This is a genomic window from Kibdelosporangium persicum (genome assembly GCF_013280595.1).
GTDB classification, from domain to species: Bacteria; Actinomycetota; Actinomycetes; order Mycobacteriales; family Pseudonocardiaceae; genus Kibdelosporangium; species Kibdelosporangium persicum.
In genome coordinates this window covers 420,133-444,140 of sequence record NZ_JAAATY010000001.1, presented here as the reverse complement: position 1 = coordinate 444,140, position 24,008 = coordinate 420,133, and the positions used below count along the sequence as shown (strand labels likewise).

Here is a 24,008-nt window from a genome sequence, read left to right as displayed (position 1 = left end):
GAACGCCTTGCGGCTACAGGAACATCGGGTACGGGTTGAGCTCGTCGTACCGGCGTGGCCGGGAAAGCAGGCCCTGCCGGACCGGGACGTCGAACAACCTGCCTGGTGCGAAACGGGTCCAGAAGTGCCGCATGCCCGGCACGATCACCTTGACCACCGGCAGGCCGGTGTCCGGCCGGGTCTGGTCGAGGACCAGCACCTCCAGGCCCAGCCGCTCCAGCCTGGCGCGCACCAGGTTCACTTCGTCAAGTAGGTCGTCGCCGGTCAGGTCCGGGTAGTCCGCCGGGGTTCGCGGCCGGACCGAGCGCGCGGGCGCGAGGTACGGCTGCCCCGCCAAAGTCGCTTCCTGCCACCACCGGACCGCGTCGATGTCCTCACAGCCGTACGCGTCATCACTGGCGATCAACGGAGGCATGAGCTGGTTCAGCTCGGTCAGCGCCCGCCGCAGGGCGATGCGCGGGTCGAGGTGTGCCCCGAATCCGAACGTGATGTCCTCCGGGCCGGGGCCGAGCTTGCGGGACACCGCGACCATGACCGGGATGCCGACGTCCGAGGTGACGTCGAGGACCCACAGTTCGCGGCCGAGTTCGGCGTAGACCTCGCGCAGGCCCGCGATCCACTCGTCGGCGAAGGAGGTGAGATCGACCCCGGGCATGGTGAGGCGGTTGTACCACCACAAGGCGACCGCGTCGCGTTCCACGATCTCCAACGCACCTTGCAGGACAGCGTCTTCCAGGCTGCTGCCCGCCGCGTTTCCGTTGGAGTCGGCGAAAACGTACCGGGGTCCTGGTGCGGCCGGGGCGTTGAAGTACAGCAGGCCGGTCGGCAGCAGGCGGAAACGACGGTTCGTCAGTGACCACACCGGAGTCCAGTCGAGCTCGGCGTCGACGTCCAGCGGATCGCAGACGTACTGGAAAGGCGCGTGTGCGGCGTTCCAGGCCCGCCGCCGCGTGTACTGCCGCGGGTCGTAGAGCTGGCAGGTGTTGGGATGGATCGCGTCATCACCCAACGACCGCAAGGACCCTGGTACTCGTTCCTCGTCGCCCGCGAAGGTGCCGCTGTAGCGCTCGATCGCCTCGCACAGCGCGCCGACTTCCGCGTCCAGCGGCGTGACCCCCTTGCCCCCGGTCTCGAACCGCACCGCGGAGCGCAGGTTGTCGATGCTCAGGCCGGATACCGCGAGGTTCGCGCCGGACCGGAACGAGTTGAACATCGCCGGACCGCGACTATCCTGCTGGATCTGTTTGACCACACCGGTCACCGGACTGATCAGGTGCCGGTATCGGTCCAGTGTCTCGACAGCCGTGCTGGACCGGTGGCCGCCGCCTGAGTCCACTGTGGAACGTGAATTGAGCGTGACCGGCGTCCGAGCCAGTGCCCGCATCAGGCCTGGGTCGCCGCACACCGGGCACTGTGGACGTGGCCGCAGTTCGTGCGATTCGGTGCTCCGGCCGAGGGTGTCGAACGTCCACACGGACCGCTGCCCCGGGCGCCGCCTGCCGGCCAGCCATGAACTGACCTCCATCGCTGCGAAGTGCCCGGCGAGCGCGGCAGATGTGGGCGTGGCGATGAGGGGGTACGGCGCGGGCCCGGAGTGTCCCAACGCGAGCAGCGCGGATGACTCGGCCACCCGATGTACGCGCAACCGGGCGGCGAGGCAGTGCCAGCAGCCCGGCCCCGGAGTGAACACGGGACCGAGCCAGATCTTGGTACCGAGCGGTTTGACGGGCAGCCAAGGAATTCCAGCCGCACGGCAGGCCGCGTCGGCCTCGGCCAGCGTGGGGTTGAGGTAGTCGTCGCACAGCACTACCGCGAGATCCGCAGGACCGTCGCCGACGACGCGCACGGGCCCGATACCCGCCAGGGCAGTGCGAGCCGGGCCCGGGTCGACGTCACCGATGACGTCGACTCTGACGCGTGCGCCGTCGATCCCGGTGACGGCGTCCGCTGGGTCGATTCCGGCCGCCTCCCAGTAGGCGTCCGCGGCGGGATCGGAGCCCGGTGCCGGGCGGCGATGGGACAGCAGACCGGACTCGGCCAGCCGAGCGAGCACGTGGCCGACTTGGCCGGGCGCCAGGCCGCCTGGCCGGGCGGCCATCAGGTCGGGTGCCGGCGCCGGGACGTCCAGCAGTCCCGCCACCGCGCCGATTCCCGTGCCACGTAACACAGTCACGCCGTCTTCGGCGAACACGAACACTCCGTCGCCTTCGGCGACCTCGGCCCGCAGGTGACGCTTGAAGCCGATCGGCCAAGCGGGCCCGGTCTCGGCCATTGTCAGTCCGTTTCGCCCGCGGAGCAGCCGGTCCTGGTCGGCAGCACCATCGCGTCGGCCGGATTGTGCCAGTGGTCGAACCGTTCGATGAGCAGGCCGGCGGGCTCGGCCGGCGACTTCGTGGTCATCTGCGCGAGGATGTCATCGAGAACAGTCATGTGACGTCCTATCCATGGCGTTACCGCACCAACAGGTCCCATGAATGGTCTCGCCGGGCGATCCCTCGCGCCAGTGCGGTATTCCACCGTCCACATGTGTGATCCTCACAGTGGACGACATCCGATCGGAGCAGTCGCACCGGTATCATGCCTGCTGGGACGTCAGCACGTCCAGCAACGCGTTCTTCATCGGCGTGCGGCTTCCGGCCACGAGGGTGAAAAGTGCCTCGCGGACAAGGCGTTGGCCGTGACCACCGGCGACCACCGCCGGGGAGCCTTCAGCGACCACCACGGCCGCGGCCGCGCGATAGGCCAGTTCGGACGCTGCCGCGCGGGCCGCGGGCAACGACTCGGGGTCGGCCATGCCCGCGTCCAACGCGGCCCGGACTTCGTCGATCCGGCCACGAATCGCGGCCGCGGCCTGCGCCCGGCCGTGTTCGTCCAACAGCCGGGCGCAGCGCAGGGCAAGCCCGGTCGGCAAGGCACCGTTCAGCCGGGAGCCGATGTGCTGCGTCGCCTGGAACTGCTCCAGCGGCAGCACTCCGATGATCCGCGCGTCCGGGATGAACAGCTTGTCGAACTTCAGCCGCACGGTTGCCGTGGCCTGCAACGACACCAGTTCGTACGGCTGCGCGGCCAAGCCTTTGGCGTCCACCAAGGCGTTGACGATGCCGTCCTGCGCGTTGCCGGACAACTGCAGGACGTCCACGATGCCCCAGCCGCTCACGAAGGGCGCATCGCCGTCGAAGATCCATCCACCGTCCACTCGGGACGCCCGCAGGCGCGGCGGATCCGCCAGGGCACCGGCGAAGGCGACGCCGCTGCGTTTCCGGCCCGCGGCGAGGTCATCGAGGTATTGGGCACGCAGGCCGGCGTTCCGCGTGTTGGCCAGGCCGATGACCGTGACGTGGTGCTGGATCCAGGTGAACGTCGTGGCCAGACAGCCGCCCGCCAGTACTTCGATCACCCCGACGAGGTCGGCGGGTTCCAGGCCTGCCGCCGGGGCCGCGACACCGTACAGGCCTTCAGCCGCCATGACACGGAAGTGGCTCTCGGGGATGACGCCGCTCGCGTCGACCTGCGAGGCATCCGGGAACAACACCGTGTCCGCGATCCACCGCGCACGCTCAACCAGATCAGTCATTCGACCATCATAACCATTTTCAGGTTAGGTTGCCCTAACTTCCCGGAAGTCACCCGGAGGGCTTGCCGAACCACTATTCAGTGTTACTATCTACCGGTACTCAGCATCACTGGGTACCACGAGGAGGTGGTCCGTGAGTAAGCAGATGACGGAGATGCTCAAGGGCGTGCTGGAGGGCATCGTGCTGGCGATCCTGTCCGGCCGGTCCGCGTACGGCTACGAGATCACGGCGTGGTTGCGGGAGCAGGGTTTCTCCGACATCGCCGAGGGCACCGTCTACGCGTTGCTGATCAGGATCGAGCAACGCGGTTTCGTCGACGTGGCGAAGGTCCCGTCCGAGAAGGGACCGCCACGCAAGGTCTACTCGCTCAACGCTCAGGGACGCCGACACCTCGACGAGTTCTGGAAGACCTGGAGCTTTCTCTCCGAACGGCTCGAACAGCTCCACAAAGGAGGCACATGACCATGTCCGACACGGACAAGGACGGCTTGATCGCCAAGTTCATCACGACGGTGATCGGCGACAAGCGTCGATGGCGGCAGTACAAGGCGCGCGTGAAGCAACTCCCCCCGAACTACCGCACGGCGGTGGAGGCGATCGAACGGTACGTCATGCACTTCGGGCCCTCGGACTCCGATGGCGCGGCATCGCTGTTCGAGGATGTCGCCGACCTGTTCGAACGGGCCGCGGCGGACGGAACGCCGATCCGCGAGATCGTCGGGCAGGACCCGGTGGAGTTCGTGGAGGCGTTGGTGCAGAACTACACGAAGGGCGGATACGTCGCCAGGGAACGGAACAGGCTGATCAGCGCCATCGACCAGGCCGCCGGCGAAGACGCCGGGAACCAGGACGGGACCGTCTGATGACGACACAGCAAGTCCAGGCGATCCGTGTGCAGGGCCTGCGGAAGTCCTACAAGGCGTTGCAGGTACTGCGCGGTGTGGACTTCGACGTGGCACGCGGCAGCATCTTCGCGCTGCTGGGCTCCAACGGGGCGGGCAAGACCACGGTCGTGCGAATCCTGTCCACATTGCTCAAGGCGGACGCGGGAACGGCGAGCGTCAACGGCTTCGACGTCGCCACCCAGCCGGCGGACGTGCGGGAGTCGATCAGCCTCACCGGGCAGTTCGCCGCCGTCGACGAAGTCCTCAGTGGACGCGAGAACCTCGTGCTCGTCGCCCGGCTGCGGCACCAGAAGAACCCGGGCAGGATCGCGGACGACCTGCTCACGCGGTTCTCGCTGACCGAGGCGGCCACGCGGAAGGTGGCGACGTACTCGGGCGGCATGCGCCGCCGGCTGGACATCGCCATGAGCCTCATCGGGAATCCGCCGGTGATCTTCCTGGACGAACCGACCACCGGGCTCGACCCCGAAGCACGCATCGAGGTGTGGGACGCCGTGAAGGCCCTCGCCGCACGCGGTACCACGGTACTGCTGACGACGCAGTACCTGGACGAGGCCGAACAACTCGCCGACCGGATCGCGATCCTGCACCAGGGCCGGATCATCGTCAACGGCACCCTCGCCGAACTCAGGCGGCTTCTCCCGCCTGCCAAGGTCGAATACGTCGAGAAGCAGCCGACCCTGGAGGACGTCTTCTTCGCCATCGTCGGCGCCAACGGCAAGGACTCCTGATGGCCAAGCACTTTCTCGGCGACACCACCATCCTGTTGGGACGATCCCTGCGCCACATCACGCGCAGTGTGGACACCATCATCACGACCGCGATCGTGCCGGTCGTCATGATGCTGATATTCGTCTACGTGTTCGGCGGCGCGATCAACACGGGCTCGGGGTCGTATGTGAACTACATGCTGCCCGGCATCCTGCTGATCACGATCGCCTCAGGCGTCTCCTACACCGCGTACCGGCTTTTCATCGACCTGAAGAGCGGGATCTTCGAGCGCTTCCAGTCCCTGCCGATCGCACGGTCGGGCGTGCTGTGGGCGCACGTGCTGACCTCGCTGGTCGCCAACCTGATCTCGCTCGTGATCGTCGTCGGAGTCGCTCTGCTCATGGGCTTCCGGTCAGGGGCAGGGGTGCCGGCCTGGCTCGCGGTCATCGGCAGCCTGATCCTGGTCACCCTCGCGCTGACGTGGATCGCGGTGATCGCCGGTCTGACCGCCAAGTCGGCGGAAGGCGCGGGGGCGTTCTCCTACCCGCTCATCTTCCTGCCGTTCCTCAGCTCGGCGTTCGTCCCCACCGGCACCATGCCCGGCCCAGTGCGCTGGTTCGCCGAGAACCAGCCGGTGACGTCCATCGTCAACTCCATCCGTGACCTGTTCGCGCAGCAGCCGGTGGGCACCGACATCTGGATCGCCCTGGCGTGGTGCGCCGGCATCCTTGTGGTGGCGTACGTCTTCGCCACGGCCTCTTACCGCCGCAGGATCTCCTAGGTCGTGTTTCGAATGTCCCGGTCGATGAGAGTCTGCCCCGGCCGGAGGCCGGAATCGGCTCGGTGGGGCGGTTCCTGGCGTCGCCGCGGGATCGCCGCGAATACTGGTTGTCTTTGGGCGGTCCCGCGGTGGCGTCAGGGGCCGCATCCGGCCCGGCTATCGCGATCGGGCATTTGAAACACGGCCTAGTCGCCGCGGCCCTGCGGGCCGGATCAGCGACAACCACAGTGCTTTGACCCGTATGCGGGCTTCTTCGCCGTGCCCGCTTGAGGAAGGGAACACATCATGACGGACACCCATGTCGAGGACGGCTGGGGAAAGGTCGCCGACGCGTTCCGCGCGAACTTCGAGGGAAACCCCGGCGAGATCGGCGCGGCCTGCAGTGTCTACGTGGGCGGCCGTCCGGTCGTCGACCTGTGGGACGGTCTCGCCGATCGGGAGGCGAACCGGCCGTGGCACAAGGACACCATCGTCCAGGTGGCGTCGACGACCAAGGGCGCCACCGCGATCTGCGCCCATTTACTGGCACAGCGCGGTGACCTGGATCTGGACGCCCCGGTGGTCCGGTACTGGCCGGAGTTCGGTGCCAACGGCAAGGACAAGATCCTGGTGCGTTGGCTGCTGTCGCACCAGGCCGGCCTGCCGGTCGTCGACGGGCCGCTGACCTTCGAGGAGGCGTGCGCCTGGGACCCGGTCATCCGCGCACTGGAGGCGCAGCAGCCGTTGTGGCAGCCGGGAACCCAACACGTTTACCACGCCGTCACGTACGGGTATCTGGTCGGCGAGGTCGTACGCCGGATCACCGGGAAGTCACTCGGCAGGTTCTTCGCCGAGGAGGTTGCCGCACCGCTCGGACTGAGCGCCTGGATCGGCCTGCCGGAGGACCAGGAACCACGAGTGGCGCGGTTCGAGGACGCCGCCGCGTTCACCCTGGACGAGTTGCTCGCCGGGATGGTCGCCATATCCGGGCTGGACGCCGAGACGGTCACCGCATGGGTCCAATCCATGTGGAGTCCGGACGCGGTCCAGATGCACGCGGGCGTGCTCGGCGGCGCCATGGATCCCTCCACCGGGTACTTCCGGACGCGTGCCTGGCGCGCGGCGGAGTTCCCGGCCGCGAACATGGTCGCGGACGCACGCTCGCTGGCTCGGATGTATGCCGCCACAGTCAGTGACGTCGACGGCGTACGGCTGCTCGACCCGGCGACGGTCGAGCGCATGACCGTCGTGCAGACCGACAAGACGACGATGTACGGGCTGCCACCGGGGTTGACCATCCCGGCTGACCGTTCCTTCAACATGTCGCTCGGGTTCTGGCGAGCCTGCCCGCCGGTGCCGATGGCCGGGCCGGGGTCGTTCGGCCACCCTGGCTCCGGCGGGTCGATCGCCTTCGCCGATCCGGACGCGGAGGTCGGCTTCTGCTACGTCACGAACCTCTGGAACTACCGGCCCGACGACCCGCGGGCGGCGAACCTGATCACAGCCGTCCGGTCCTGTCTCGGCTGACGCTCACGGCAGCGCCTGGTCAGTCGAAGCGCCGGAACCCGCCCTCGGAGTTGATCACCTGGCCGGTGATCCACGCGGCGTCGGCACTGACCAGCCACGCGATCAGGCGGGCCGGATCGTCCGGCTGTCCCCACCGGCCTTGCGGGAAGCGACGGCTGACCTGCTCGATCACCGCAGGCGGGGGGTAGCCGGTGTCCACCGGCCCGGGGTTGACGGCGTTCAGCGTGATCATCTGGTCGGCGAGGTGGTCGGCCAGGGTGCGGGTGATCGACGCGAGCGCACCTTTGGCTGCCGCGTAGGCGACCTCATGCCGCATCGGGCCGAGATCCTGACCGGACGTCATGAAGATGACGCGTCCGCCTGGCCTGCCGTCGTGCTGAGCGGCGAAGGCCTGGGTGAGCAGGATCGCCGACCGGGTGTTGACCGCCCAGTGCCGGTCGAGCATCTCGGCGTCCAGCGTGCCCAGCGGGCCGTCGCCGCCGCTCAGAGCGTGGTTGCACACCAGGATGTCCACGTGCCCGAACGCCTCGACCGCGGCGTCCATCAAGCGCTGCGGGCCCGTGGGATCCGCCAGGTCGACCGAGGCATGGGCGGAACTGAGCACCGGCGGCCCGTCTGGGTCCGCGCCCCACGGCTGTTCGCTGTCGTGCGGCGCGTAGTGATGCAGGAACAACCGGGCGCCCAGGTCGGAAAGTCGTTGGGCGACGGCATAACCGATCCCCGCCCGACGACTGACCCCGGTCACCAACGCCACGCGCCCCCGCACCATGATCGGGAGCTTACCGCTCGGCCGGGGCAGGCGGCGACCGAAAGAAAACCGCAAGAGATCGGCGCGACAACCGTGGGCCGGGCTGCCTACCATCCGGCTCACGGTTGTTCGCGATCTTGGGGATGAGCATGCGGGGCTTGAAATCGGGTTTGGGTGTCGTGCTGGCGGCGGCGGTGCTGACGGCCTGCGGCGGCGGCGAAGGCAGCCAAACTGGACAGTCCACACCAAACACCTCGAGCGAGGCACCGCCGGCCACGGCGCAGCAGCCCGAGCGCACGGCGTTCGACCCGCCGAAGGTGTTCGAGAAGACGTCGGCGAAGTTCCCCAGCCAGACCTTCTTCCACCGGGACAGGAAGCTGGCGACGCTGCACGACGGCTACATCTACAGCGTCAAGGCGAACGAGCTCAACGCGTTCGACGGGCTCACCGCGCGGCCGCTCTGGTCGGTGCCCGGTCAGATCTCGACCGGCACCGAGCCGCTCGGCAAACCGCCGCACGTCCACCAGGACAAGGTCTACGCGGCGTTCAGCGGGTCCGAGCCCGCGAAGGGCACGACTCCCGCGCACCCGAAGATCGAGGTGGTCGCGGTCGACGTCAAGTCCGGCGAGAAGGACTGGTCGGCCACGATCGACATCGACCTGAAGGGCGCCACCAGCACCATGGGCGGCGAGGTCGCTGTCGTCGGCGCGTCGGACTCTTCCGTCGTGGTCACGTACTTCGACGACTCCACCAACGTCGGCCTGACGTACGTCATCGACAGGAACACCCACCAGGTGCGGTGGAGCAAGGACCAGTTCCTGGCCGGCGAGGTGGACAGCGGCATGGTCGTCGGCAACGGCGGCAAGCCCTTCATCGGTGAGCCCCGGACGCTGACCGGGCTGGCCGAGACCGACGGCGCCGAGAAGTGGTCGACTCCCCTCGGCGGCTACGGCACCACACTGATGCCGATCTCGCCCAAGCTGGTGGCCAGCAACCGCAAGGTCTACAGCAGCGGCGACTACCAGTTCGACATCCTGGACGTGACCACCGGCAAAGCGCTGTACAGCCTGGCCACCGACGTGCCGAGCATGCTGAGCTACAACGTCGCCTGCTTCTACGACCAGGTGTCGATCATCGTCTGCGACGGCAACAGCGAGCGGACCTTCGCCTTCGAGGCGACCAACGTCGGCCCGAACACGTTGTGGGAGATCAAGGACGGCCCCGACCGCGTCGCACCCACCATCACCGCCGCCTACCACGGCTTGGTCTACGGCAAAGGCGCCAACGATCCGGTGGCGTTGGACGCCAAGACCGGCAAGGACGCGCCGGACGCGCCCGGCGTCTCCCCGGACATGGTCGACAAGTACCTCGCCGTCGACAAGGGCGCGACCTACAAGCCGGTCAAGTGACCGATACCTACGCCGACCGGGTGACGATACAGCGGTCAGCAGCCTGAAACCCATTCGTTGCCCAGTGACAGCTAACAGCTCACCACAATCCGGCGACAGCACCTAGCAGTCAAAGGTGCTGTCGCCGGAGGGGTGAGCCACGATCGCCGAATCATTCGGTCTCGACGCGTTTCCATTCGCCAAGGTCGCCGATTGGCTGGCGAACGGGGAAATCGTGCCGTTCGTCGGGGCGGGCGCGTCCCTCGTCGGATGCGCCCCCGCCCATCGACTCCCGGACAGCCGCGGCCTCGCCAAAGAACTCGTCGCCATGATGGAGGGCGCCTATCCCCAGGGCACCGCGGATGAACTGGCCAAAGTGGCGCAGGTCTTCGAGTACACCGTCTTCGACCGAGATGCCCTCTACAAGCATCTGCACCGGCGTTTTGAGATCGAACAGACCAGCCAGCGGCCGAGCGACGTGGCCACCATGCTCGCCGGACTGCCGAACCGGCAGCAGAACCTCTTCATCATCACCACGAACTACGACTCGTTCATCGAACGGGCCTTCCACGCCGCAGACCGGCCGATATGCACGGTGACACAAGGTTTACGAGCCTCCGACGGCAATGACCACCACATGCTCGGCCTCGAGCTGATCCTCCCGGACGGCAGGACAACGACCATGGAGAGCCGGGACTTCGCGGTCAGCGAGTTCCCGCCCGGTTGCACGTTCTTGTTCAAGATGCACGGTTCGGTCCACCAGTCCGCACAGGACGGCCCGGACAACGTGATCATCACCGAGGACGACTACGTCGACTTCATAGTCAACTCCGGCGGCAGTGTCTCACCGTACTTTCCACCACCCGCGCTCACCAGGGAGTACAAGACACGCCGGTTCCTGTTCCTCGGCTACTCGTTGTACGACTGGAACTTCCGGGCGTTTCTCCGGGTGCTGGCGCTGCGCAATGCGTTGTCCGGCCGGGAAAAGCGACGGCACTGGGCAGTGCAGCTGAACCCGGACCCGATCGAGGTCGATCTGTGGCGGCACCGGAACGTCAACGTGCACAACGGAGATCTCGCACAGTTCTGCGTAAGGCTCCGGCAGGCCATGGAACTGGAGATGTCATGACGAACCCGTGGGTGGGACTGCGGCCGTTCAGGACCTCGGAATCCGATCTGTTCTTCGGCAGGGACCGGGAGGTACAGGTCGTCTCCAACCTCGTCGCGACGCTGCCGACCCTCATCGTCTACGCACCGAGCGGCACCGGGAAGTCCTCCTTGATCAACGCGGGACTGCTGCCGGTTCTGCTGGCGGACAAGGCCCACGTTCCGGTGACCATCACCGATCCCCGTGACGACATCCTCGCCCGCACGAGGGCCGCCTTGGCCGACGCGGACTGGGAGTCACCGGACGACCTGGATCTGCTGCCCCTGCTCGAACAACACTGGGTGGACACCGACCGCAGGACGGTGGTGATCGTCGACCAGTTCGAGGAGCGGATCAACGCGGGGGTGTCGTCCGAGGACCTGTTCGCCACCATGGCCAAACTCGTGCACAGCGGCACGGATGCCGCCTGCGTCCTGATCAGCGTGCGAGAGGACTACCTCGCCAGCCTCGAACCGTTGATGCGCAGAGTGCCGGGCCTGCTCAACGGCGGCTATCGCATCCCCTCACTGTCCCGCGAAGCGCTCGAGCAGGCCGTCTACGGTCCACTGGACACAGTGGACGCGACCGTGGCGGTCGAGCGGAGCCTGGTCACCCGGACCATCGACGATCTGGAGAAACGCTCGTCCGGCAACCAGGAACCTGGCGAACAACGCTTCGAACCCGGCTTCTTCCAGATCATCTGGTCGACGATGTGGAGCAAGGCCCAAGGCCTGGACCAACCGCGGCTGGACCTGCGGGCCTACGAGGAACTCGGTGGTGCCAGCCAGATCCTGAGCAACTTCACGTCGGGAATCCTCAACGGACTGGAACCCGCGCAGACGGCGCTCTTCTGGGCGGTCTCCCGGTACCTGGTCCTGCCGACCGGAGCGAAAACGGCACTCACCGTCGACGATCTCGCCGACCTGCTGCAGAAGCCGGACTTCCTCAACGTGTACAACGACCACGAAGGCCCGTGGTTGTCCCGGTTGCCACGGGATGAACTCGTACGACTGATCCGGTCGGTGATGCGACGCCTCACCGCGAGCGGAACCCCGATCCTCCAGCGAGTGATCAGGCTGAACCGCGAGGAGTTCGAACTTCTGCACGACCTGCTTGGCAAGATCATTCTGGAATGGCGGGAGGAACACCGAAGACACCAGACCGACGAGGCAAAACAGTTCATTTCGTTGATCCATGACGCGGCCGAGAAGAAGGTTTTCCCCGGGACTCCACCGCATCAGAGTCTCCGGAAAACCAGGGCGGACTACGTCCAGTTCGTCGCCGAGTCGGATCGGGCGATCGCCACACTGGCCGGCTTGATGAGCGATACCCTCACCGACGAAAACTGCGAAAAGGTGGAGCATGCGCTCAACGAGATCCTGACCCTGCGAGCCGCCCGCTCCTTCATCAGGGCCACCTCAGTCTTTCCTGGTGACGTCGACGTGAACCGCACCGGATCGGCGAAGAGCCTCGAGGAGTCGAAGCAAAAGATCCTGCACGCCGCACTCAACAGCGACAACGAACAGGTTCGCCGAGGGCTGCAACTGGTCTACTCCCGCGTCAACTGTCCGGTCTACCTCTCGCCACGTCGATTCCAGGTCAATAGAGCAAGCCTCTGGGCCGCATGGACGGGCGCCGCATTGCTGGCCTTCGGCTCATTGGCGGTGCCCTCCCTTCTGCTCCAACCGGTGATCAATCACCTTGGCATTTCATACCACCTGCTCACGATCACGAACGCGGCGCTCGTTCTCACCATCCCCTACGGGATGATGATTACACAGCTCGGCAGGCAGGCATCGTTCGGACAAAATGCCCTGAGGGCGCTCGTCCCTTTTACCGAAAGGCGCAAAGCCAAACAACTACTGATCACCTGGCCACTACCGGCCGTGACACTCCAGGGAGCGGGCATTGGTTTCGCCTGGATGTTCCAGAGTCTTGGCTGGGCCTCAACCGCCGGATATGTCCAAGGTGTCGCACTGGGATTGGTCGGAGTATTCACACTTCTGGTCTGGGCCGCCGACCTGTAGGACGAGTCGCCTGGTGAACGCGCTGCCCGGCAGGCGGCGGCTCTGGCTCTCAGGTGACGGTGAATTCCTCGTCGTGGTACTCGATTCCCAGCGAAGGAACCGACACCGAACGGTCACCCGCGACGACCTCACCGGCGACGATCGCGTCGTACCCCGCGGCACGGGCGATCTCCACGGTCTTGTCGGCGTCGTCCGCCGGGACGACCGCGACGTAGCCGATGCCCATGTTGAGGGTCGCGTACGACTCCGCGGTGGACATCTCCGCCTGCCGGGTCAGGAACTCGAGCACCTCCGGGACCTCGGGCACGGTGTCGAGCACGTACCGGACGTTCGTCGACGACCGCATCATCTTCAGCAGGCCGTGGCCGGTGATCGGGTTGAGGAAGTTCGGCCGCACCGACGATTCCAGCAGTCCCCGGACGAACGCCGGGTAGAGCACCGAGGGGTCGAGCAGCGCGGCGCCGAGGTCACGGCCGCTGGGCAGTTTGGTGCCCAGGCCGTCGGGCAGCCGGTCGGCGATCCGGCGGGCCAGCGACGAGCCGTTGGTGTGCAGGCCGGAGCTGGGCAGCACGACGATCCGGTCGCCGGGCGTGACCCCGTCGCCGAACACCGGCTCGCGGCCTTCGGGCACCAGCGCCAGGGCGCTGCCGGCCAGTTCGATCCCGGCGCCGGTGAGCATGCCGGGCAGCGCGGGCGACTCGCCGCCGCCCCAGGTCGCGCCGGACAGCTCGCACGCCTTCTGCCAGCCCGCCAGCAGTTCGAGCGACTTGCGCTCGTCGGAGTACCAGGCCGCGTCGCCGGTGGCGAAGTACGCGGTGACGACCATCGGGTTGGCGCCGACCGAGATCACGTCGTTCACGATCGCGGCGACGGCGTCCACGGCGACGTCGGCGAACCGGCTCTCCCCGGTCAGGGCCAGGTAGTCCTCCGCGATGACCGACTTGGTGCCCAGGCCCTCGGTGACGGTGGCGAGGGTGAGGCCGCCGACCTTCAGCACGTACGCGGTCGAGCCACGGGAGCCGCTGACCTCCTCTGCGCCGTGCCCGGCGAGCTGTCCGCTGGTGGCCGCGGCGCGGTGCACCGCGGCCCGCTTGACCTTGTCCAGAATGGAATAGTCGACGCCCGCGCGCTGGTACTCACCCAGGTTGGACACTCTCGTCACACCTCGTCGAAAAATCGGCTCCGTGGTCCCGCCGGAATTTCCGCCGGGGCGTGCTCAACCCTAGTGCCACGATCCGGTGACGCGCCCGCTGCCACCAGGCGATTTGGCGGTCACGCACGCCCGTAGTGACCGGACTCACCCGGCGAATGCCGTGATCTTGTCGCCCGTCATGCCTGCTTCGTCCATTCTGCCTGGTCACCGCGGCGTACATTCGGGTCACATGGGTGTGCGCCGAAATCTGCTCAAGCTGCTCGGCGGCTGTGCCGCCGGGGGTGGTCTTGCCGCCGGAATCCTGGCCCCGGTGACCATCAGTGCCGGTGTGGTCGCCGCGGACGTGAGTGATTCGGTCATCCGGATCACTCCCACGGCGATCTCGAAGGACTTGCCGGGGGTGACCACCATCACCGATCGTGACGGCACGCCGATCGCCTCGGTGTTCGACCAGTACCGGATCACCGTCGGCGCCGGCCGGATCTCCGCCGCGATGAAGGACGCCGTGGTGTCTATTGAGGACCGGCGGTTCTACCAGGAGCACGGGATCGATCCGCGGGGCGTGGCGCGGGCCGCGATCTCCGACGCGACCGGCGGCGACCGCCAGGGCGGCTCGACCATCACCCAGCAGCTGGTGAAGAACTACTTGATCAACGTCGTGGACAAGGACGACCCGGCGGCGCAGGCGGCCGACCGGGCGGACACCCTGACGCGCAAGATACGTGAGGCCCGCTCCGCCATCGACCTGGACGAACACCTCGCCAAGGACGAAATCCTCACCGACTACCTGAACGTCGTCGAGTTCACCGGCAAGGTCTACGGCGTCGAGGCCGCGGCCCGCGCCTACTTCGGCACCACGGCGGACAAGTTGACCGTGCCGCAGGCCGCTTTGCTGGCCGGCATGGTCAACAACCCGGTGACGTACAACCCGTACACGCACCCGGTGAACGCCCAGCGCAGGCGCGACACAGTGATCGACGCGATGCTCGCGAACAACGCCATCGACCAGCAGACCGCCACACAGGCCAAGGCCGCGCCGCTCGGCGTCACCGGACCGAACGTCCCGGCGAGCACCTGCTACGGCGCCCAGCCAGACGCCGGGTTCTTCTGCCGGTACGCGATCACGTACCTGGAGGACGCCGGGCTGACCGAGGAGCGGCTGACCCACGGCGGGTTCACCATCAAGACCACAATGGACAGTTCGGTGAGCGCGGCCGCCAAGCAGGCGGTCGACGCCAACGTGCCGGTCAGGCAACCCGGCGTCGCCAACACCATGGCGATCGTGTCCCCCGGCGCCACCTCCCACGAGATCCTCGCGCTGGTGGCCAACCGGAGCCTCGGCACGGACGCGGGCCAGGGACAGACGACCCGCGACCTGGTCGCCGACGTGAGCGACCCGTTCGGTGCGGGCTCGGTGTTCAAGGTCTTCACGGCCGCGGCCGCGTTGGAAGCGGGCACGGCATCACTCGGCACACCACTGCCCAACCCGCCGAGCCAGTGCTTCCCGCTGCCGGGCAACCGCCAGTGCTACACCGTGCACAACGACGGCGACTACCCGGACCCGATCACGTTGGCCGACGGCCTCGCCACGTCTCCCAACACCGCGTTCGTCGGACTGGAACAGCGAGTCGGACTGCCCGCCGTGGTCGCCATGGCGTCGCGGCTCGGCCTGCGCACGACCATGCGCAGCAACGACGTCGGCCAGAAACCCGACCCGAACTCGTCCGACCCCCAGCGCAACCAGGCACAGGCCGACTACTTCCAGGACAAGCCGTCGTTCACCCTGGGCAACAGCCCGGTCAGCCCGCTGGAGCTGGCCAACGTCCCGGCGACGCTGATGAGCGGCGGAGTCTGGTGCGCGCCGACGCCGATCCTGTCGGTCACTGACGCCGCGGGCAACCCGGTCGGCATCAAGACGTCCCCTTGTGAGCAGGCCCTGGCCGGCGACGTGGCCGGCACCCTGATGGAAGGGCTGAGCAAGGACACCGTCAGCGGCACGACTGCCGCGTCGGCACGCGCGGCAGGCTGGACACGGCCGGACATCGGCAAGACCGGCACGACTCAGACCAACCAGTCAGTGGCGTTCGTCGGTGGCGTGGACAAGTACGCGGTCTCGTCCCTGGTCTTCGCCGACGGCGGCAAACCCGGTCAGCTCTGCCCCAGCAACCCGGTCCACATCGGATCCTGCGGCCACGGCGCGTTCGGCGGTACGGTGGCCGCACCGCCGTACTTCAAGACCATGCAGACCATTCTGGGGGATCGTTGACGCAAGAGATCCACCTACGACCGGTGGCCGAGCCCGATCTGGCCATGTTCCGGCGGTTCGCCGTCGAACCGGGCCTGATCGGACTGGACTGGACCGGATTCCGGGACGCACAGGAACCGGCCAGACAGTTCGCCGCCAACGGGTATCTGAGCCCGGACGGCGGCAGGCTCATGGTCGCCGTCGGCGACGACACCGCCGGTTACGTCTCCTGGCGCCGTGGTGCTTACATGCCCGAGTCCTGGTACTGGGAGATCGGGATCGCGCTGCTTCCTGAGTGGCGTGGCAAGGGCATCGGCTGGCGGGCGCAGGCGATGCTGTGCGAGTACCTGTTCCACCACACGCCCGTACAGCGGATCCAGGCATGCACCCATCCGGAGAACCTGGCCGAGCAGCGGGCGCTGGAGAAGGCCGGGTTCCAGTTGGAGGGCGTGGTCCGAGCGGCCGAGTTCCGGGCCGGCCAGTGGCGGGACGGCCTGCTGTACAGCCGATTGCGCAGCGACCCCTCGTGAGTGTTTATCAGTGTTAGAACACGGATAAACACTCACGAGGGTCACCAGCGGGAGGCGAGCAGTTCCTCGCGGATCAACCGCACCGCCTTCGCCAGGAACACGTGTCGCGCCGGCCGAGTGAGGAAATCCGCCACAGCGAACAAGTCCAGCGCCCGGCTCACCGCACGCCAGTCGTCCGGCAGCACGCCTCCGGCGGCGCGGAATCCCGCGATGAACTCGGCCTCGAAGCCCGGCGGAAGTTCGTCGCCGAACCGCAGCATGTTCCCGACGTCGACCAGCGGCGACGTACTCAGGGCGAACTCCCAGTCCAGCACCGTGACCTGACCGTCGGGCGTGACGAGCAGGTTCTTGAGGTTGAAGTCCGAGTGCACCAACGACCTGGCGCCACGGACCGAGGCGGCCAGCGGCTCCCATCGCTCAGCCAGCCGGACCAGCGCCCGCTGTTCGGCGACAGTCAACACGTTCCCCTTGCGCACGCAGGACTCCACGAAGGCCGCCAGTCCCGTCACCGGCTCGGTGCCGTCCGGCTCCAGCGCAGCGGACAGGAAACCCGGCCGGTCGAACGTGACGCTCCCGACCCGGGCCAGCGCCTCCCCCACTCCCGCGGCTGACGTCGGCGGCGTCCCGGGAACGAAGCGCGACAGCATCAACGGCGGATCACCCGCGGGATCGGCGGCCACCACCTCGGGCACCGGGACGACGCCTTCGAGCCGGACCGCCAGCGCCGCCTCGAAGGCACAGCGATTGTCGGCCAAGTACGTGCGCAGGACGTAGCGCTCGCCGTCGTCCGTGACAATCAGGACGTTCTCGTTGCGGTGGCCGCCGGACAGCCGCTCGGCGTGGTCGATCCGGCGGCCGGGCAGCCAGGCGCGCACTCGCTCATCCATCGAGGCAGTTTACCGATCCTGGTCCAGGGGTACCTCCGGCTCGTCTCAAGGAGGAGATGCGCGGTGGGCAGAGCGTGGATTCTTGCGGTGGTGGCGGCGCTGGCCACCGGGTGCGCGGGACTGGGCGAGTCGCCGGACGACGCACCGAACGTGTTGACCACCATGGGTTTCGGGTTACCCGACGAGCACGCCACGGCACGGGTCGGGGTGTTCCGGCAGAAGTACCCCGGGATCGATCTGCGGATCACCGAAGGCGCGTTCGACGAGCAGCAGTTCCTGTCCGCCGTGGCCAGCGGCGAACCGCCTGACCTGGTCTACGCCGACCGGATCAAACTGGGCGGGTTCGCGGCCCGCGGGGCCGTCCAGCCCATCGACGACTGCCTGCGCAGGCACCGGGTCGACATGTCGGTGTTCCGGCCCGCCGCCGTCCGCCAGGTCACTGTGGACGGACACACCTACGGGCTGCCGGACTTCGCGACCGTCAAACTGATGATCCTCAACAACCCGGCGCTGCGGGCCGCGGGCATCGACCCGGCCACCCTGCCCACCGACGACTGGCAGGCCCTCGCGGAGCAGACCCGCAAGGTCACCGCCGTCGACGGCGGACGCATCCGGCGGATCGGCTTCGACCCCAAGCTGCCGGACTTCTTCCCGTTGTGGGCCAAGGCCAACGGTGTCGAACTGATCTCCCCGGACGGCCGCGCGGCGGTGCTCGACGACCCGAAGGTCGTCGAGGCGATGCGGTTCACCACCGACCTGGTCAAGGCGCAGGCACCCTGGGCGTCGTTCAAGGCCTTCAAGGACGGCTTCGACGAGTTCGGCGCGGGCAACCAGTACGCCAAGGACCAGCTGGCCGCCATGCCGATGGATTCCTTCTACATCAACACGTTGGCCACCAACTCGCCGGACGTCGACGTGACCGTCAAGCCGATGACCGACCGCACCGGGACCCCGTTCACCGAACTCGGCGGCCAGGCGTGGGCGATCCCGCGAGGAGCGGCACATCCCGAGCAGGCATGCGACTTCCTGGTCACCATGACCGCGAAGGACACCTGGGTCACCGCGGCCAAGGCGCGCCGGGACGGCCTGGCCGCGAAAGGCCGCCCGTACGGCGGGACCTTCACGGCGAACCGGGACGCGGACGCCGCGATCTTCTCGGAGGTCTACCGCCCGGCGGGCAACCGGATCGTCGAACAGGGTGTGCCCGTGGTGTTGTCCTTGCAGGAGAAGGCTTTCGCGTTGCCCCCGAGCCCGGCGGCGCCGGATCTGGTCCGCGTGTGGCGCTCGGCCGCCATCCGGGTGCTCGGCGGTGAGCAGACCGCCGAGGCGGCACTCGCCCAGGCCCAGCGCGAGGCCGATCTCGCGCTCCGCAGAGTGATCGGACGGTAGGTGATGGCCAGACAACGCGGTGACACCCGCGCGGCGTGGATGTTCCTGTCTCCGTGGATAGCGGGTTTCCTCGTGTTCACCGCGGGCCCGATGATCTTCAGCCTGTTCCTCTCGCTGACCCGCTACGACATGCTCAAGCCCGCGACCTTCGTGGGTCTGGACAACTACCAGGAGCTGGTGACCGACCCCAAGGTCGGCATCGCCCTGTACAACACGTTGTTCTTCACGGTCCTGCATGTCCCGTTGCTGATCGTGCTGGCGCTCGCCCTGGCGTCGTTGCTGCGCCGGGCCGGCCGGGCGAGCGGGTTCTTCCGTACCGTGCTGTACCTGCCGGTGATGACGCCGCCGGTCGCCCTGGCCGCGATGTTCCTGTTGCTGCTCAACGGGCAGACCGGCGCGATCAACGAGCTGCTCGGCTGGTTCGGGTTCACCGGGCCGAACTGGACCACCGATCCGGCCTGGATCAAACCGGGGCTCGTGCTGATGAGCCTGTGGGGCGTGGGCAGCACGGCGGTCATCTATCTCGCCGCGCTCAGCCGCGTGCCGCAGGAGCTCTACGAGGCCGCCCGCCTCGACGGGGCGTCCTCGTGGAAGCAGTTCTGGCACATCACGCTGCCGGGGATCAGCGGCACGATCTACTTCACGGTCATCGTGAACACGATCGCCTCGCTGCAGACGTTCACCGAGGCGTACGCGATGTTCTTCGGCAACAGCGAGGTCGCCGACAACCAGGGTGACTCCGCGTTGTTCTACGTGATCTACCTGTTCCAGCAGGCGTTCAGCTCGCTGCGGATGGGGTACGCCTCGGCGCTCGCGTGGGCGCTGTTCGTGGTGATCGCGGTGATCACCGCCGTCCAGGTCCGCGCCAGCCGGCGGCTGGTGTACTACGAAAGCGAGCCGCGATGAGCCTGGTGGAAGCCCCTGTCGCGGCGACGGTCGCCGAACCGGCCGAGTCGATCGAGAAACCGCGTACCCACGCCGGCACGAGAGTCCTCTCGGTCCTGGCCCTGGTGCTGACCGGCGCGGCGTTCCTGTATCCGCTGATCTGGCTGATCAGTTCGTCGCTCAAGGACCGGGCACACGTCTTCGACAACGCGCTGATCCCCGATCCGGTGGCGTTCGGCAACTATGTCGAGGTCTGGCAGGCGGTCCCGCTGCTGCTGTGGATCGTCAACAGCCTGCTCGTGGGCGTCGCGGCGGCGGCGACGGCGACGATCTCCAGCGCGGTGGTCGCCTACGGCTTCGCGCGTTTCCGGTTCCGGGGCCGCAACGTGATGTTCGGGCTGGTCCTGGCGACCATGATGCTGCCCGGCGCGGTCACCATGGTGCCCGTCTACCTGGAATGGCACGCCGTGGGCCTGGCGACGACCCAGATCCCGTTGTGGGCGCAGAACCTGTTCGGCTCGGCGTTCTACGTCTTCCTGCTGCGCCAGTTCTTCCTCGGCCTGCCCGGTGAGGTCTTCGACGCGGCCAAGGTCGACGGCGCCGGGCACCTGCGCACGTTCGCCAGGATCGCGCTGCCGCTGACCGTGCCCGCGATGATCGTGGTGTTCGTGTTCGAGCTCAAGGCGGCGTGGACCGACCTGATCAAACCGTTGATCTACCTGCGCGACACGGACTTCTACACGCTGCCCCGCGGGCTCAAGACGATCCTGGACCGGTTCGGCGAGGGCGGCGAGTCGCAGTGGGAGCTCGTGCTGGCCGCGAGCACCATCGCCACCGCGCCGATGATCCTGCTGTTCCTCTTCGCCCAGCGTTACTTCGTCCGGGGCCTGACAACTCAATGAGTCAAGCCCGGCGATCGGGGTATCCCTGCGGCGTGCGATCACTGGAGCAGGCCATGCGCGAGACGCAGGAACAGTACGAGAACGGCAAGGAAGAGCGCCCGTTGCGGGGCTACCTCGGGGCGTTGGGCGTCTTCGGGGGAATGACCGGAGCGCTGGCGCTGACCGGCAAACTGCTGGGCAAGCGCCTGCCGGAGCGGTTCAGCCTCGGCGACACCGTGCTGCTGGGCATAGCCACCCACAAGGCCAGCAGGCTGCTCGCGAAGGACGCGGTGACCAGCCCGTTGCGGGCGCCGTTCGTCCGCTACGAGCAGCCCGCCGGGGACGCCGAGCTCAACGAGTCCGTCCGCGGCCACGGTGCCCGGCACGCCGTCGGCGAGCTGCTGACCTGCCCGTTCTGCCTGGCCATGTGGGTCGCCACCGGCCTGGCCGCGGGCATGGTGTTCGCTCCCCGGTTCACCCGCCTGGCCAGCACGGTGCTGACGTCCGTGGCCGCGGCGGACGCCCTGCAGCTCGGCTACGACGCGCTCAAGCAGGCCGCTGGCTGACCGGGCGCAGCGCCTCCGGCTTGTGCACGGCCTCGCCGCCGCTTTTCTCGCTACGCACGAGGTACTGCGGGTGGTCCTGGGACGCCCGCACGGTACGGCCTGCAGCCTCTGTGTCCTCGGTGATCTTCCGGACGACCACGCCGACAGCCGTGCCGCCGTGGCTGTCCCATTCGACCTTGTCGCCCTTCTTGAACGTTCTGCTCATCGCGGCCAAACCTCCTCGCGCCGCAGATCCGGCCGTCCGCCGGGATGGTCGACTGTCCGCGCCGACGCCGTGACCGCCATCTTCCCGGCATCGTGCGGGTCGAGACCGTGCGTGAGGCCGACGGTCAGAGCGGCCACGAGCGCGTCGCCGCCGCCCGTGGTGTCCTTCACCTCCGTGTCGCCCAGCGGGAACACCGCGTGCCCGTCCTGCCAGACGAACACGTTGGCCTCGGCGGTGGCCAGCGCCACCACCGAGGGGCCACGCCGCAGCAGATCACGGCCCGCGCGCACGGCCTTGTCCGCCGTGTCCAGCTCGGCGCCGGTCAGCAGTTCGCCTTCCTGCTGATCCGCCCTCAGCACGTCAGCGCAGGCGAGCAGTTCGTCCGACTCGGGCACGCCGTCGAGCACGATCCGCGCGTCGCGGGCGTACCTGGCGGCGGCCAGTGCCGTCCCGGTGGGCTGCTGGAGCTGGATGATCACCGACCGGGCGGCTGCGAGGGTGGACTGGGCGGCGGTCACGTCGGCTTCGGTGACCATGACGGCCTCCGGGATGTCCTCGAGGTAACGCCACTGGGCGTCCGGCGTGACCAGGTCGACGATCAGTGCCGCCGGGGTCCCTTGCCGGCGGATGACGTGCCTGGTGTCGATGCCGTCCGCGTGGGCCTGCGCGATCAGCCAGTCCGAGGTGTCGTCGGCGCCGACCACCCCGACCAGCGCCACCGTGCTGCCGAGCTGGGTGGCGGCGACCGCGATGTTGGCGCCCTTGCCGCCGAGCATTTCCCGCCGCCGGTGCACCGGCGCCGTCGACCCGGCGTCCGGTACCTGCGGGACCACCAGCACGAGGTCACGGGCGACCTGCCCGAGCACGACCGTCTCGCAGACATTCACATCCCTGGCGATACCCCACGCGGACGATGGGTACTCCTGGTCAATGACCGTGACAGCTGCCCGCGTCCTCGGCGCGGTGACCGCCGCCTACAGCGCCGCACTCCTGGTCAAGCCCGAGCTCCTGGCCAGACCGGCCGGGCTGCCCTCTTCGTCGGCCACGAACGTGCTCATCAGGTCCATCGGCGGCCGCGACACCGCACTCGGCCTCGGCATGATGTTCGCCCGGCCAGGGCCGGCACTGCGGTCAGTGCTCTGGGCCCGTGCCGCCGCCGACCTGACCGACGCGGTCGCGTTCGGCACGACGCTGACCGACCGGAGCCGCCGGATCAAAGTTGTCGGCGTCGCCACGACCTGGGCGGTACTGTGCGGGGTGACCGCCGCCTTGGTGTGACCGGGGCTCATACTGCCCTGATTGAAGGGGGGCCGGTGCGGGAAACAGGGCCGCTGTTCGCGAGCGACGACGTGGACGCGATGCGAGAGCTGTTCGACGCCTACCTGGAGCCGGGGTCGGTCCGGCTGCACGTCCCCCCGAGGCCCACGGGGGCACTACAGCTGTCGTTGCTCGCGGGGTTGCCCCACCCCGGCGCGAGGTCGGGCGTTCAGCTCTACCAGATGGACATCGACCGTGAGGTCGAGATGCGCGCGGTCGAGTTGTCACACGCGTACACGGTCTTGATCCGCCTGTCCGGGCACACCGACCTGGCGCTGGACGGCGAACCGGTCCGGTCGCACCACTTGCTCAGTTCGCCCGGCACACACCTGCGGATCCGGTTCGACCGGAGCAAGCAGTGGATCGTCCGGATCGGACAGTCCACGGTCGAGGAGGCGATCCGGGCCCGGCTGGCCGACACGCCGAGCCGGCCGGTGCGGTTCGACCCCGTGTTCCGTCCGGACAGGCGGGACTTCGCCGCGTGGCTGCGGCTGGTGCAGGCCTTCGGCGACCGGTCGATGTCCGGCCTGCTGGCCGGGTCCCCGCTGGCCGCCGCGCATTTCGAGCAGATGCTCGTGCACGGGCTGCTCGACATCCACCCGCACACCCGTACGCCCGCCTTCGAGCACGACCGCGGCGCACTGACCACTCCGGCCTTGCGCCGGGCGCTGGACTTCTGCGAGCGGAACATCGACCAGCCGATCACCGTCGCCGACATCGCGGCGGCCGCCCGCACCACCGTCCGCACGCTGCAACGCGCGTTCCGGGCCGAGTTCGGCATGTCGCCGCTGAACTACGTGCGCGACCTGCGACTGCGCCGTGTCCGTGCCGAACTGGCGGACATCCGGGCCGGGCATTCCAGCGGCACCGTCACGGAAGTCGCGTCGCGCTGGGGTTTCACCCACCTCGGCCGGTTCAGCCGGTCCTACCGTGAGCGCTACGGCGAAAGTCCGTCCACGACAGCCACCGGACGGGTCACCCCATAGTCGGCCGGCGGCACGGATATCAGGAACCGCCCGCGCATCCGCTGCTGATCCGATCAGCAGGCAGCACACGCTGCCGATCAGCGTGCCCCAAGTACCTGCCAATGCGAACGGCCGTGCGGCCCAACAGCGCAAGCATGCACACGGCGTGAGGAACCGCAGCGGAAAGTCGGGGCTTT

General features: G+C 68.0%; 24 protein-coding genes. 16 read left to right on the top strand and 8 right to left on the bottom strand.

The genetic code is table 11. The annotated features are described in order from the left end of the window. Positions 1-13 precede the first annotated feature (13 nt). The 3 genes from GC106_RS02080 to GC106_RS02070 form a co-directional block, all read right to left on the bottom strand. The gene (locus tag GC106_RS02080; protein WP_173123710.1) at positions 14-2,272 is read right to left on the bottom strand and encodes a TOMM precursor leader peptide-binding protein; all 2,259 of its coding nucleotides are present in this window, start codon (positions 2,270-2,272) and stop codon (positions 14-16) included. Between the two features lie 2 nt (positions 2,273-2,274). Beyond that, positions 2,275-2,430, bottom strand: a complete 156-nt coding sequence (locus tag GC106_RS02075) for a hypothetical protein (protein WP_173123708.1) — start codon at positions 2,428-2,430, stop codon at positions 2,275-2,277. A 145-nt stretch (positions 2,431-2,575) separates the two neighbouring features. Further along, on the bottom strand, positions 2,576-3,574 hold the full coding sequence (locus tag GC106_RS02070) for an acyl-CoA dehydrogenase family protein (RefSeq protein WP_173123706.1): 999 nt from the start codon (positions 3,572-3,574) through the stop codon (positions 2,576-2,578). Positions 3,575-3,707: 133 nt separating this feature from the next. Here GC106_RS02070 and GC106_RS02065 point away from each other — a divergent pair, with 133 nt between their 5' ends. From GC106_RS02065 to GC106_RS02045, 5 genes are all read left to right on the top strand, one after another. Further along, positions 3,708-4,037 (top strand): PadR family transcriptional regulator, encoded by a 330-nt coding sequence (locus tag GC106_RS02065; RefSeq protein WP_173123705.1) that lies wholly within the window; start codon positions 3,708-3,710, stop codon positions 4,035-4,037. Next, a complete protein-coding gene (locus GC106_RS02060; protein ID WP_173123703.1) occupies positions 4,034-4,438 on the top strand; it encodes a DUF1048 domain-containing protein in 405 nt (134 codons plus the stop codon). The genes GC106_RS02065 and GC106_RS02060 overlap by 4 nt, the downstream gene beginning before the upstream one ends. After that, a complete protein-coding gene (locus GC106_RS02055; protein ID WP_173123702.1) occupies positions 4,438-5,211 on the top strand; it encodes an ABC transporter ATP-binding protein in 774 nt (257 codons plus the stop codon). Before GC106_RS02060 ends, GC106_RS02055 begins: the two co-directional genes overlap by 1 nt. After that, positions 5,211-5,972 carry an ABC transporter permease gene (locus tag GC106_RS02050; protein WP_173123700.1) on the top strand — a complete coding sequence of 254 codons (762 nt, stop codon included), beginning with the start codon at positions 5,211-5,213 and terminating at the stop codon, positions 5,970-5,972. The genes GC106_RS02055 and GC106_RS02050 overlap by 1 nt, the downstream gene beginning before the upstream one ends. A 285-nt stretch (positions 5,973-6,257) precedes the next feature. Continuing rightward, positions 6,258-7,478, top strand: a complete 1,221-nt coding sequence (locus tag GC106_RS02045; protein WP_173123697.1) for a serine hydrolase domain-containing protein — start codon at positions 6,258-6,260, stop codon at positions 7,476-7,478. Between the two features lie 19 nt (positions 7,479-7,497). On the opposite strand, the gene GC106_RS02040 is transcribed toward GC106_RS02045, so the two are convergent. Next, complete coding sequence (locus tag GC106_RS02040; RefSeq protein WP_217279925.1) at positions 7,498-8,247, bottom strand: SDR family oxidoreductase; 750 nt, start codon at positions 8,245-8,247, stop codon at positions 7,498-7,500. 137 nt (positions 8,248-8,384) lie between these two features. Here GC106_RS02040 and GC106_RS02035 point away from each other — a divergent pair, with 137 nt between their 5' ends. The 3 genes from GC106_RS02035 (at position 8,385) to GC106_RS02025 (ending at position 12,788) form a co-directional block, all read left to right on the top strand. Continuing rightward, positions 8,385-9,635 (top strand): outer membrane protein assembly factor BamB family protein, encoded by a 1,251-nt coding sequence (locus GC106_RS02035; RefSeq protein WP_173123693.1) that lies wholly within the window; start codon positions 8,385-8,387, stop codon positions 9,633-9,635. 214 nt (positions 9,636-9,849) lie between these two features. Next, entirely contained in the window at positions 9,850-10,743 is an 894-nt protein-coding gene (locus GC106_RS02030; protein ID WP_173123691.1) for an SIR2 family NAD-dependent protein deacylase, read from the top strand. Further along, positions 10,740-12,788: an nSTAND1 domain-containing NTPase gene (locus tag GC106_RS02025; RefSeq protein ID WP_173123689.1), complete on the top strand. Its 2,049-nt coding sequence runs from the start codon at positions 10,740-10,742 to the stop codon at positions 12,786-12,788. Before GC106_RS02030 ends, GC106_RS02025 begins: the two co-directional genes overlap by 4 nt. 49 nt (positions 12,789-12,837) lie before the next feature. Here GC106_RS02025 and GC106_RS02020 read toward each other — a convergent pair whose 3' ends face one another. Then, positions 12,838-13,941: an AIR synthase-related protein gene (locus GC106_RS02020; RefSeq protein WP_173123687.1), complete on the bottom strand. Its 1,104-nt coding sequence runs from the start codon at positions 13,939-13,941 to the stop codon at positions 12,838-12,840. Positions 13,942-14,170: 229 nt separating this feature from the next. Here GC106_RS02020 and GC106_RS02015 point away from each other — a divergent pair, with 229 nt between their 5' ends. Both GC106_RS02015 and GC106_RS02010 read left to right on the top strand, forming a co-directional pair. After that, positions 14,171-16,207, top strand: a complete 2,037-nt coding sequence (locus tag GC106_RS02015) for a transglycosylase domain-containing protein (protein ID WP_173123685.1) — start codon at positions 14,171-14,173, stop codon at positions 16,205-16,207. A 23-nt stretch (positions 16,208-16,230) separates the two neighbouring features. Further along, entirely contained in the window at positions 16,231-16,716 is a 486-nt protein-coding gene (locus GC106_RS02010; RefSeq protein WP_173123683.1) for a GNAT family N-acetyltransferase, read from the top strand. A gap of 41 nt (positions 16,717-16,757) precedes the next feature. Here the strand turns inward: GC106_RS02010 and GC106_RS02005 are convergent, their stop codons facing one another. Continuing rightward, entirely contained in the window at positions 16,758-17,603 is an 846-nt protein-coding gene (locus GC106_RS02005; RefSeq protein ID WP_173123681.1) for a phosphotransferase family protein, read from the bottom strand. Between the two features lie 63 nt (positions 17,604-17,666). On the opposite strand from GC106_RS02005, the gene GC106_RS02000 reads away from it, so the two are divergent. The 4 genes from GC106_RS02000 to GC106_RS01985 are packed head-to-tail and all read left to right on the top strand — an operon-like array spanning position 17,667 to position 21,324. Next, complete coding sequence (locus GC106_RS02000; RefSeq protein WP_312872351.1) at positions 17,667-18,992, top strand: extracellular solute-binding protein; 1,326 nt, start codon at positions 17,667-17,669, stop codon at positions 18,990-18,992. Positions 18,993-18,995: 3 nt separating this feature from the next. Further along, positions 18,996-19,898 (top strand): carbohydrate ABC transporter permease, encoded by a 903-nt coding sequence (locus tag GC106_RS01995; RefSeq protein ID WP_173123679.1) that lies wholly within the window; start codon positions 18,996-18,998, stop codon positions 19,896-19,898. Next, positions 19,895-20,779: a carbohydrate ABC transporter permease gene (locus tag GC106_RS01990; protein WP_173123677.1), complete on the top strand. Its 885-nt coding sequence runs from the start codon at positions 19,895-19,897 to the stop codon at positions 20,777-20,779. The genes GC106_RS01995 and GC106_RS01990 overlap by 4 nt, the downstream gene beginning before the upstream one ends. Positions 20,780-20,832: 53 nt before the next feature. Further along, on the top strand, positions 20,833-21,324 hold the full coding sequence (locus tag GC106_RS01985; RefSeq protein ID WP_173124638.1) for a DUF1360 domain-containing protein: 492 nt from the start codon (positions 20,833-20,835) through the stop codon (positions 21,322-21,324). Here the strand turns inward: GC106_RS01985 and GC106_RS01980 are convergent. Together GC106_RS01980 and GC106_RS01975 are read right to left on the bottom strand one after the other, a co-directional pair. Further along, entirely contained in the window at positions 21,305-21,529 is a 225-nt protein-coding gene (locus GC106_RS01980) for a hypervirulence associated TUDOR domain-containing protein (protein ID WP_173123675.1), read from the bottom strand. The two genes, GC106_RS01985 and GC106_RS01980, sit on opposite strands and share 20 nt — an antisense overlap. Next, positions 21,526-22,416 (bottom strand): PfkB family carbohydrate kinase, encoded by an 891-nt coding sequence (locus GC106_RS01975; RefSeq protein ID WP_173123673.1) that lies wholly within the window; start codon positions 22,414-22,416, stop codon positions 21,526-21,528. Before GC106_RS01975 ends, GC106_RS01980 begins: the two co-directional genes overlap by 4 nt. A gap of 43 nt (positions 22,417-22,459) precedes the next feature. On the opposite strand from GC106_RS01975, the gene GC106_RS01970 reads away from it, so the two are divergent. Both GC106_RS01970 and GC106_RS01965 read left to right on the top strand, forming a co-directional pair. Next, positions 22,460-22,807 (top strand): hypothetical protein, encoded by a 348-nt coding sequence (locus GC106_RS01970; protein WP_173123671.1) that lies wholly within the window; start codon positions 22,460-22,462, stop codon positions 22,805-22,807. A gap of 35 nt (positions 22,808-22,842) precedes the next feature. Beyond that, positions 22,843-23,832: a helix-turn-helix transcriptional regulator gene (locus GC106_RS01965; RefSeq protein ID WP_173123669.1), complete on the top strand. Its 990-nt coding sequence runs from the start codon at positions 22,843-22,845 to the stop codon at positions 23,830-23,832. The last annotated feature ends 176 nt before the right edge of the window (positions 23,833-24,008 follow it).

Bases quoted from the DNA above. Each gene is read 5' to 3' on its own strand.
- GC106_RS02080 (WP_173123710.1), bottom strand. From the start codon at position 2,272: ATGGCCGAGACCGGGCCCGCTTGGCCGATCGGCTTCAAGCGTCACCTG.
- GC106_RS02075 (WP_173123708.1), bottom strand. From the start codon at position 2,430: ATGACTGTTCTCGATGACATCCTCGCGCAGATGACCACGAAGTCGCCG.
- GC106_RS02070 (WP_173123706.1), bottom strand. From the start codon at position 3,574: ATGACTGATCTGGTTGAGCGTGCGCGGTGGATCGCGGACACGGTGTTG.
- GC106_RS02060 (WP_173123703.1), top strand. From the start codon at position 4,034: ATGACCATGTCCGACACGGACAAGGACGGCTTGATCGCCAAGTTCATC.
- GC106_RS02055 (WP_173123702.1), top strand. From the start codon at position 4,438: ATGACGACACAGCAAGTCCAGGCGATCCGTGTGCAGGGCCTGCGGAAG.
- GC106_RS02050 (WP_173123700.1), top strand. From the start codon at position 5,211: ATGGCCAAGCACTTTCTCGGCGACACCACCATCCTGTTGGGACGATCC.
- GC106_RS02045 (WP_173123697.1), top strand. From the start codon at position 6,258: ATGACGGACACCCATGTCGAGGACGGCTGGGGAAAGGTCGCCGACGCG.
- GC106_RS02040 (WP_217279925.1), bottom strand. From the start codon at position 8,247: ATGGTGCGGGGGCGCGTGGCGTTGGTGACCGGGGTCAGTCGTCGGGCG.
- GC106_RS02025 (WP_173123689.1), top strand. From the start codon at position 10,740: ATGACGAACCCGTGGGTGGGACTGCGGCCGTTCAGGACCTCGGAATCC.
- GC106_RS02015 (WP_173123685.1), top strand. From the start codon at position 14,171: ATGGGTGTGCGCCGAAATCTGCTCAAGCTGCTCGGCGGCTGTGCCGCC.
- GC106_RS02005 (WP_173123681.1), bottom strand. From the start codon at position 17,603: ATGGATGAGCGAGTGCGCGCCTGGCTGCCCGGCCGCCGGATCGACCAC.
- GC106_RS01995 (WP_173123679.1), top strand. From the start codon at position 18,996: ATGGCCAGACAACGCGGTGACACCCGCGCGGCGTGGATGTTCCTGTCT.
- GC106_RS01990 (WP_173123677.1), top strand. From the start codon at position 19,895: ATGAGCCTGGTGGAAGCCCCTGTCGCGGCGACGGTCGCCGAACCGGCC.
- GC106_RS01985 (WP_173124638.1), top strand. From the start codon at position 20,833: ATGCGCGAGACGCAGGAACAGTACGAGAACGGCAAGGAAGAGCGCCCG.
- GC106_RS01980 (WP_173123675.1), bottom strand. From the start codon at position 21,529: ATGAGCAGAACGTTCAAGAAGGGCGACAAGGTCGAATGGGACAGCCAC.
- GC106_RS01970 (WP_173123671.1), top strand. From the start codon at position 22,460: ATGACCGTGACAGCTGCCCGCGTCCTCGGCGCGGTGACCGCCGCCTAC.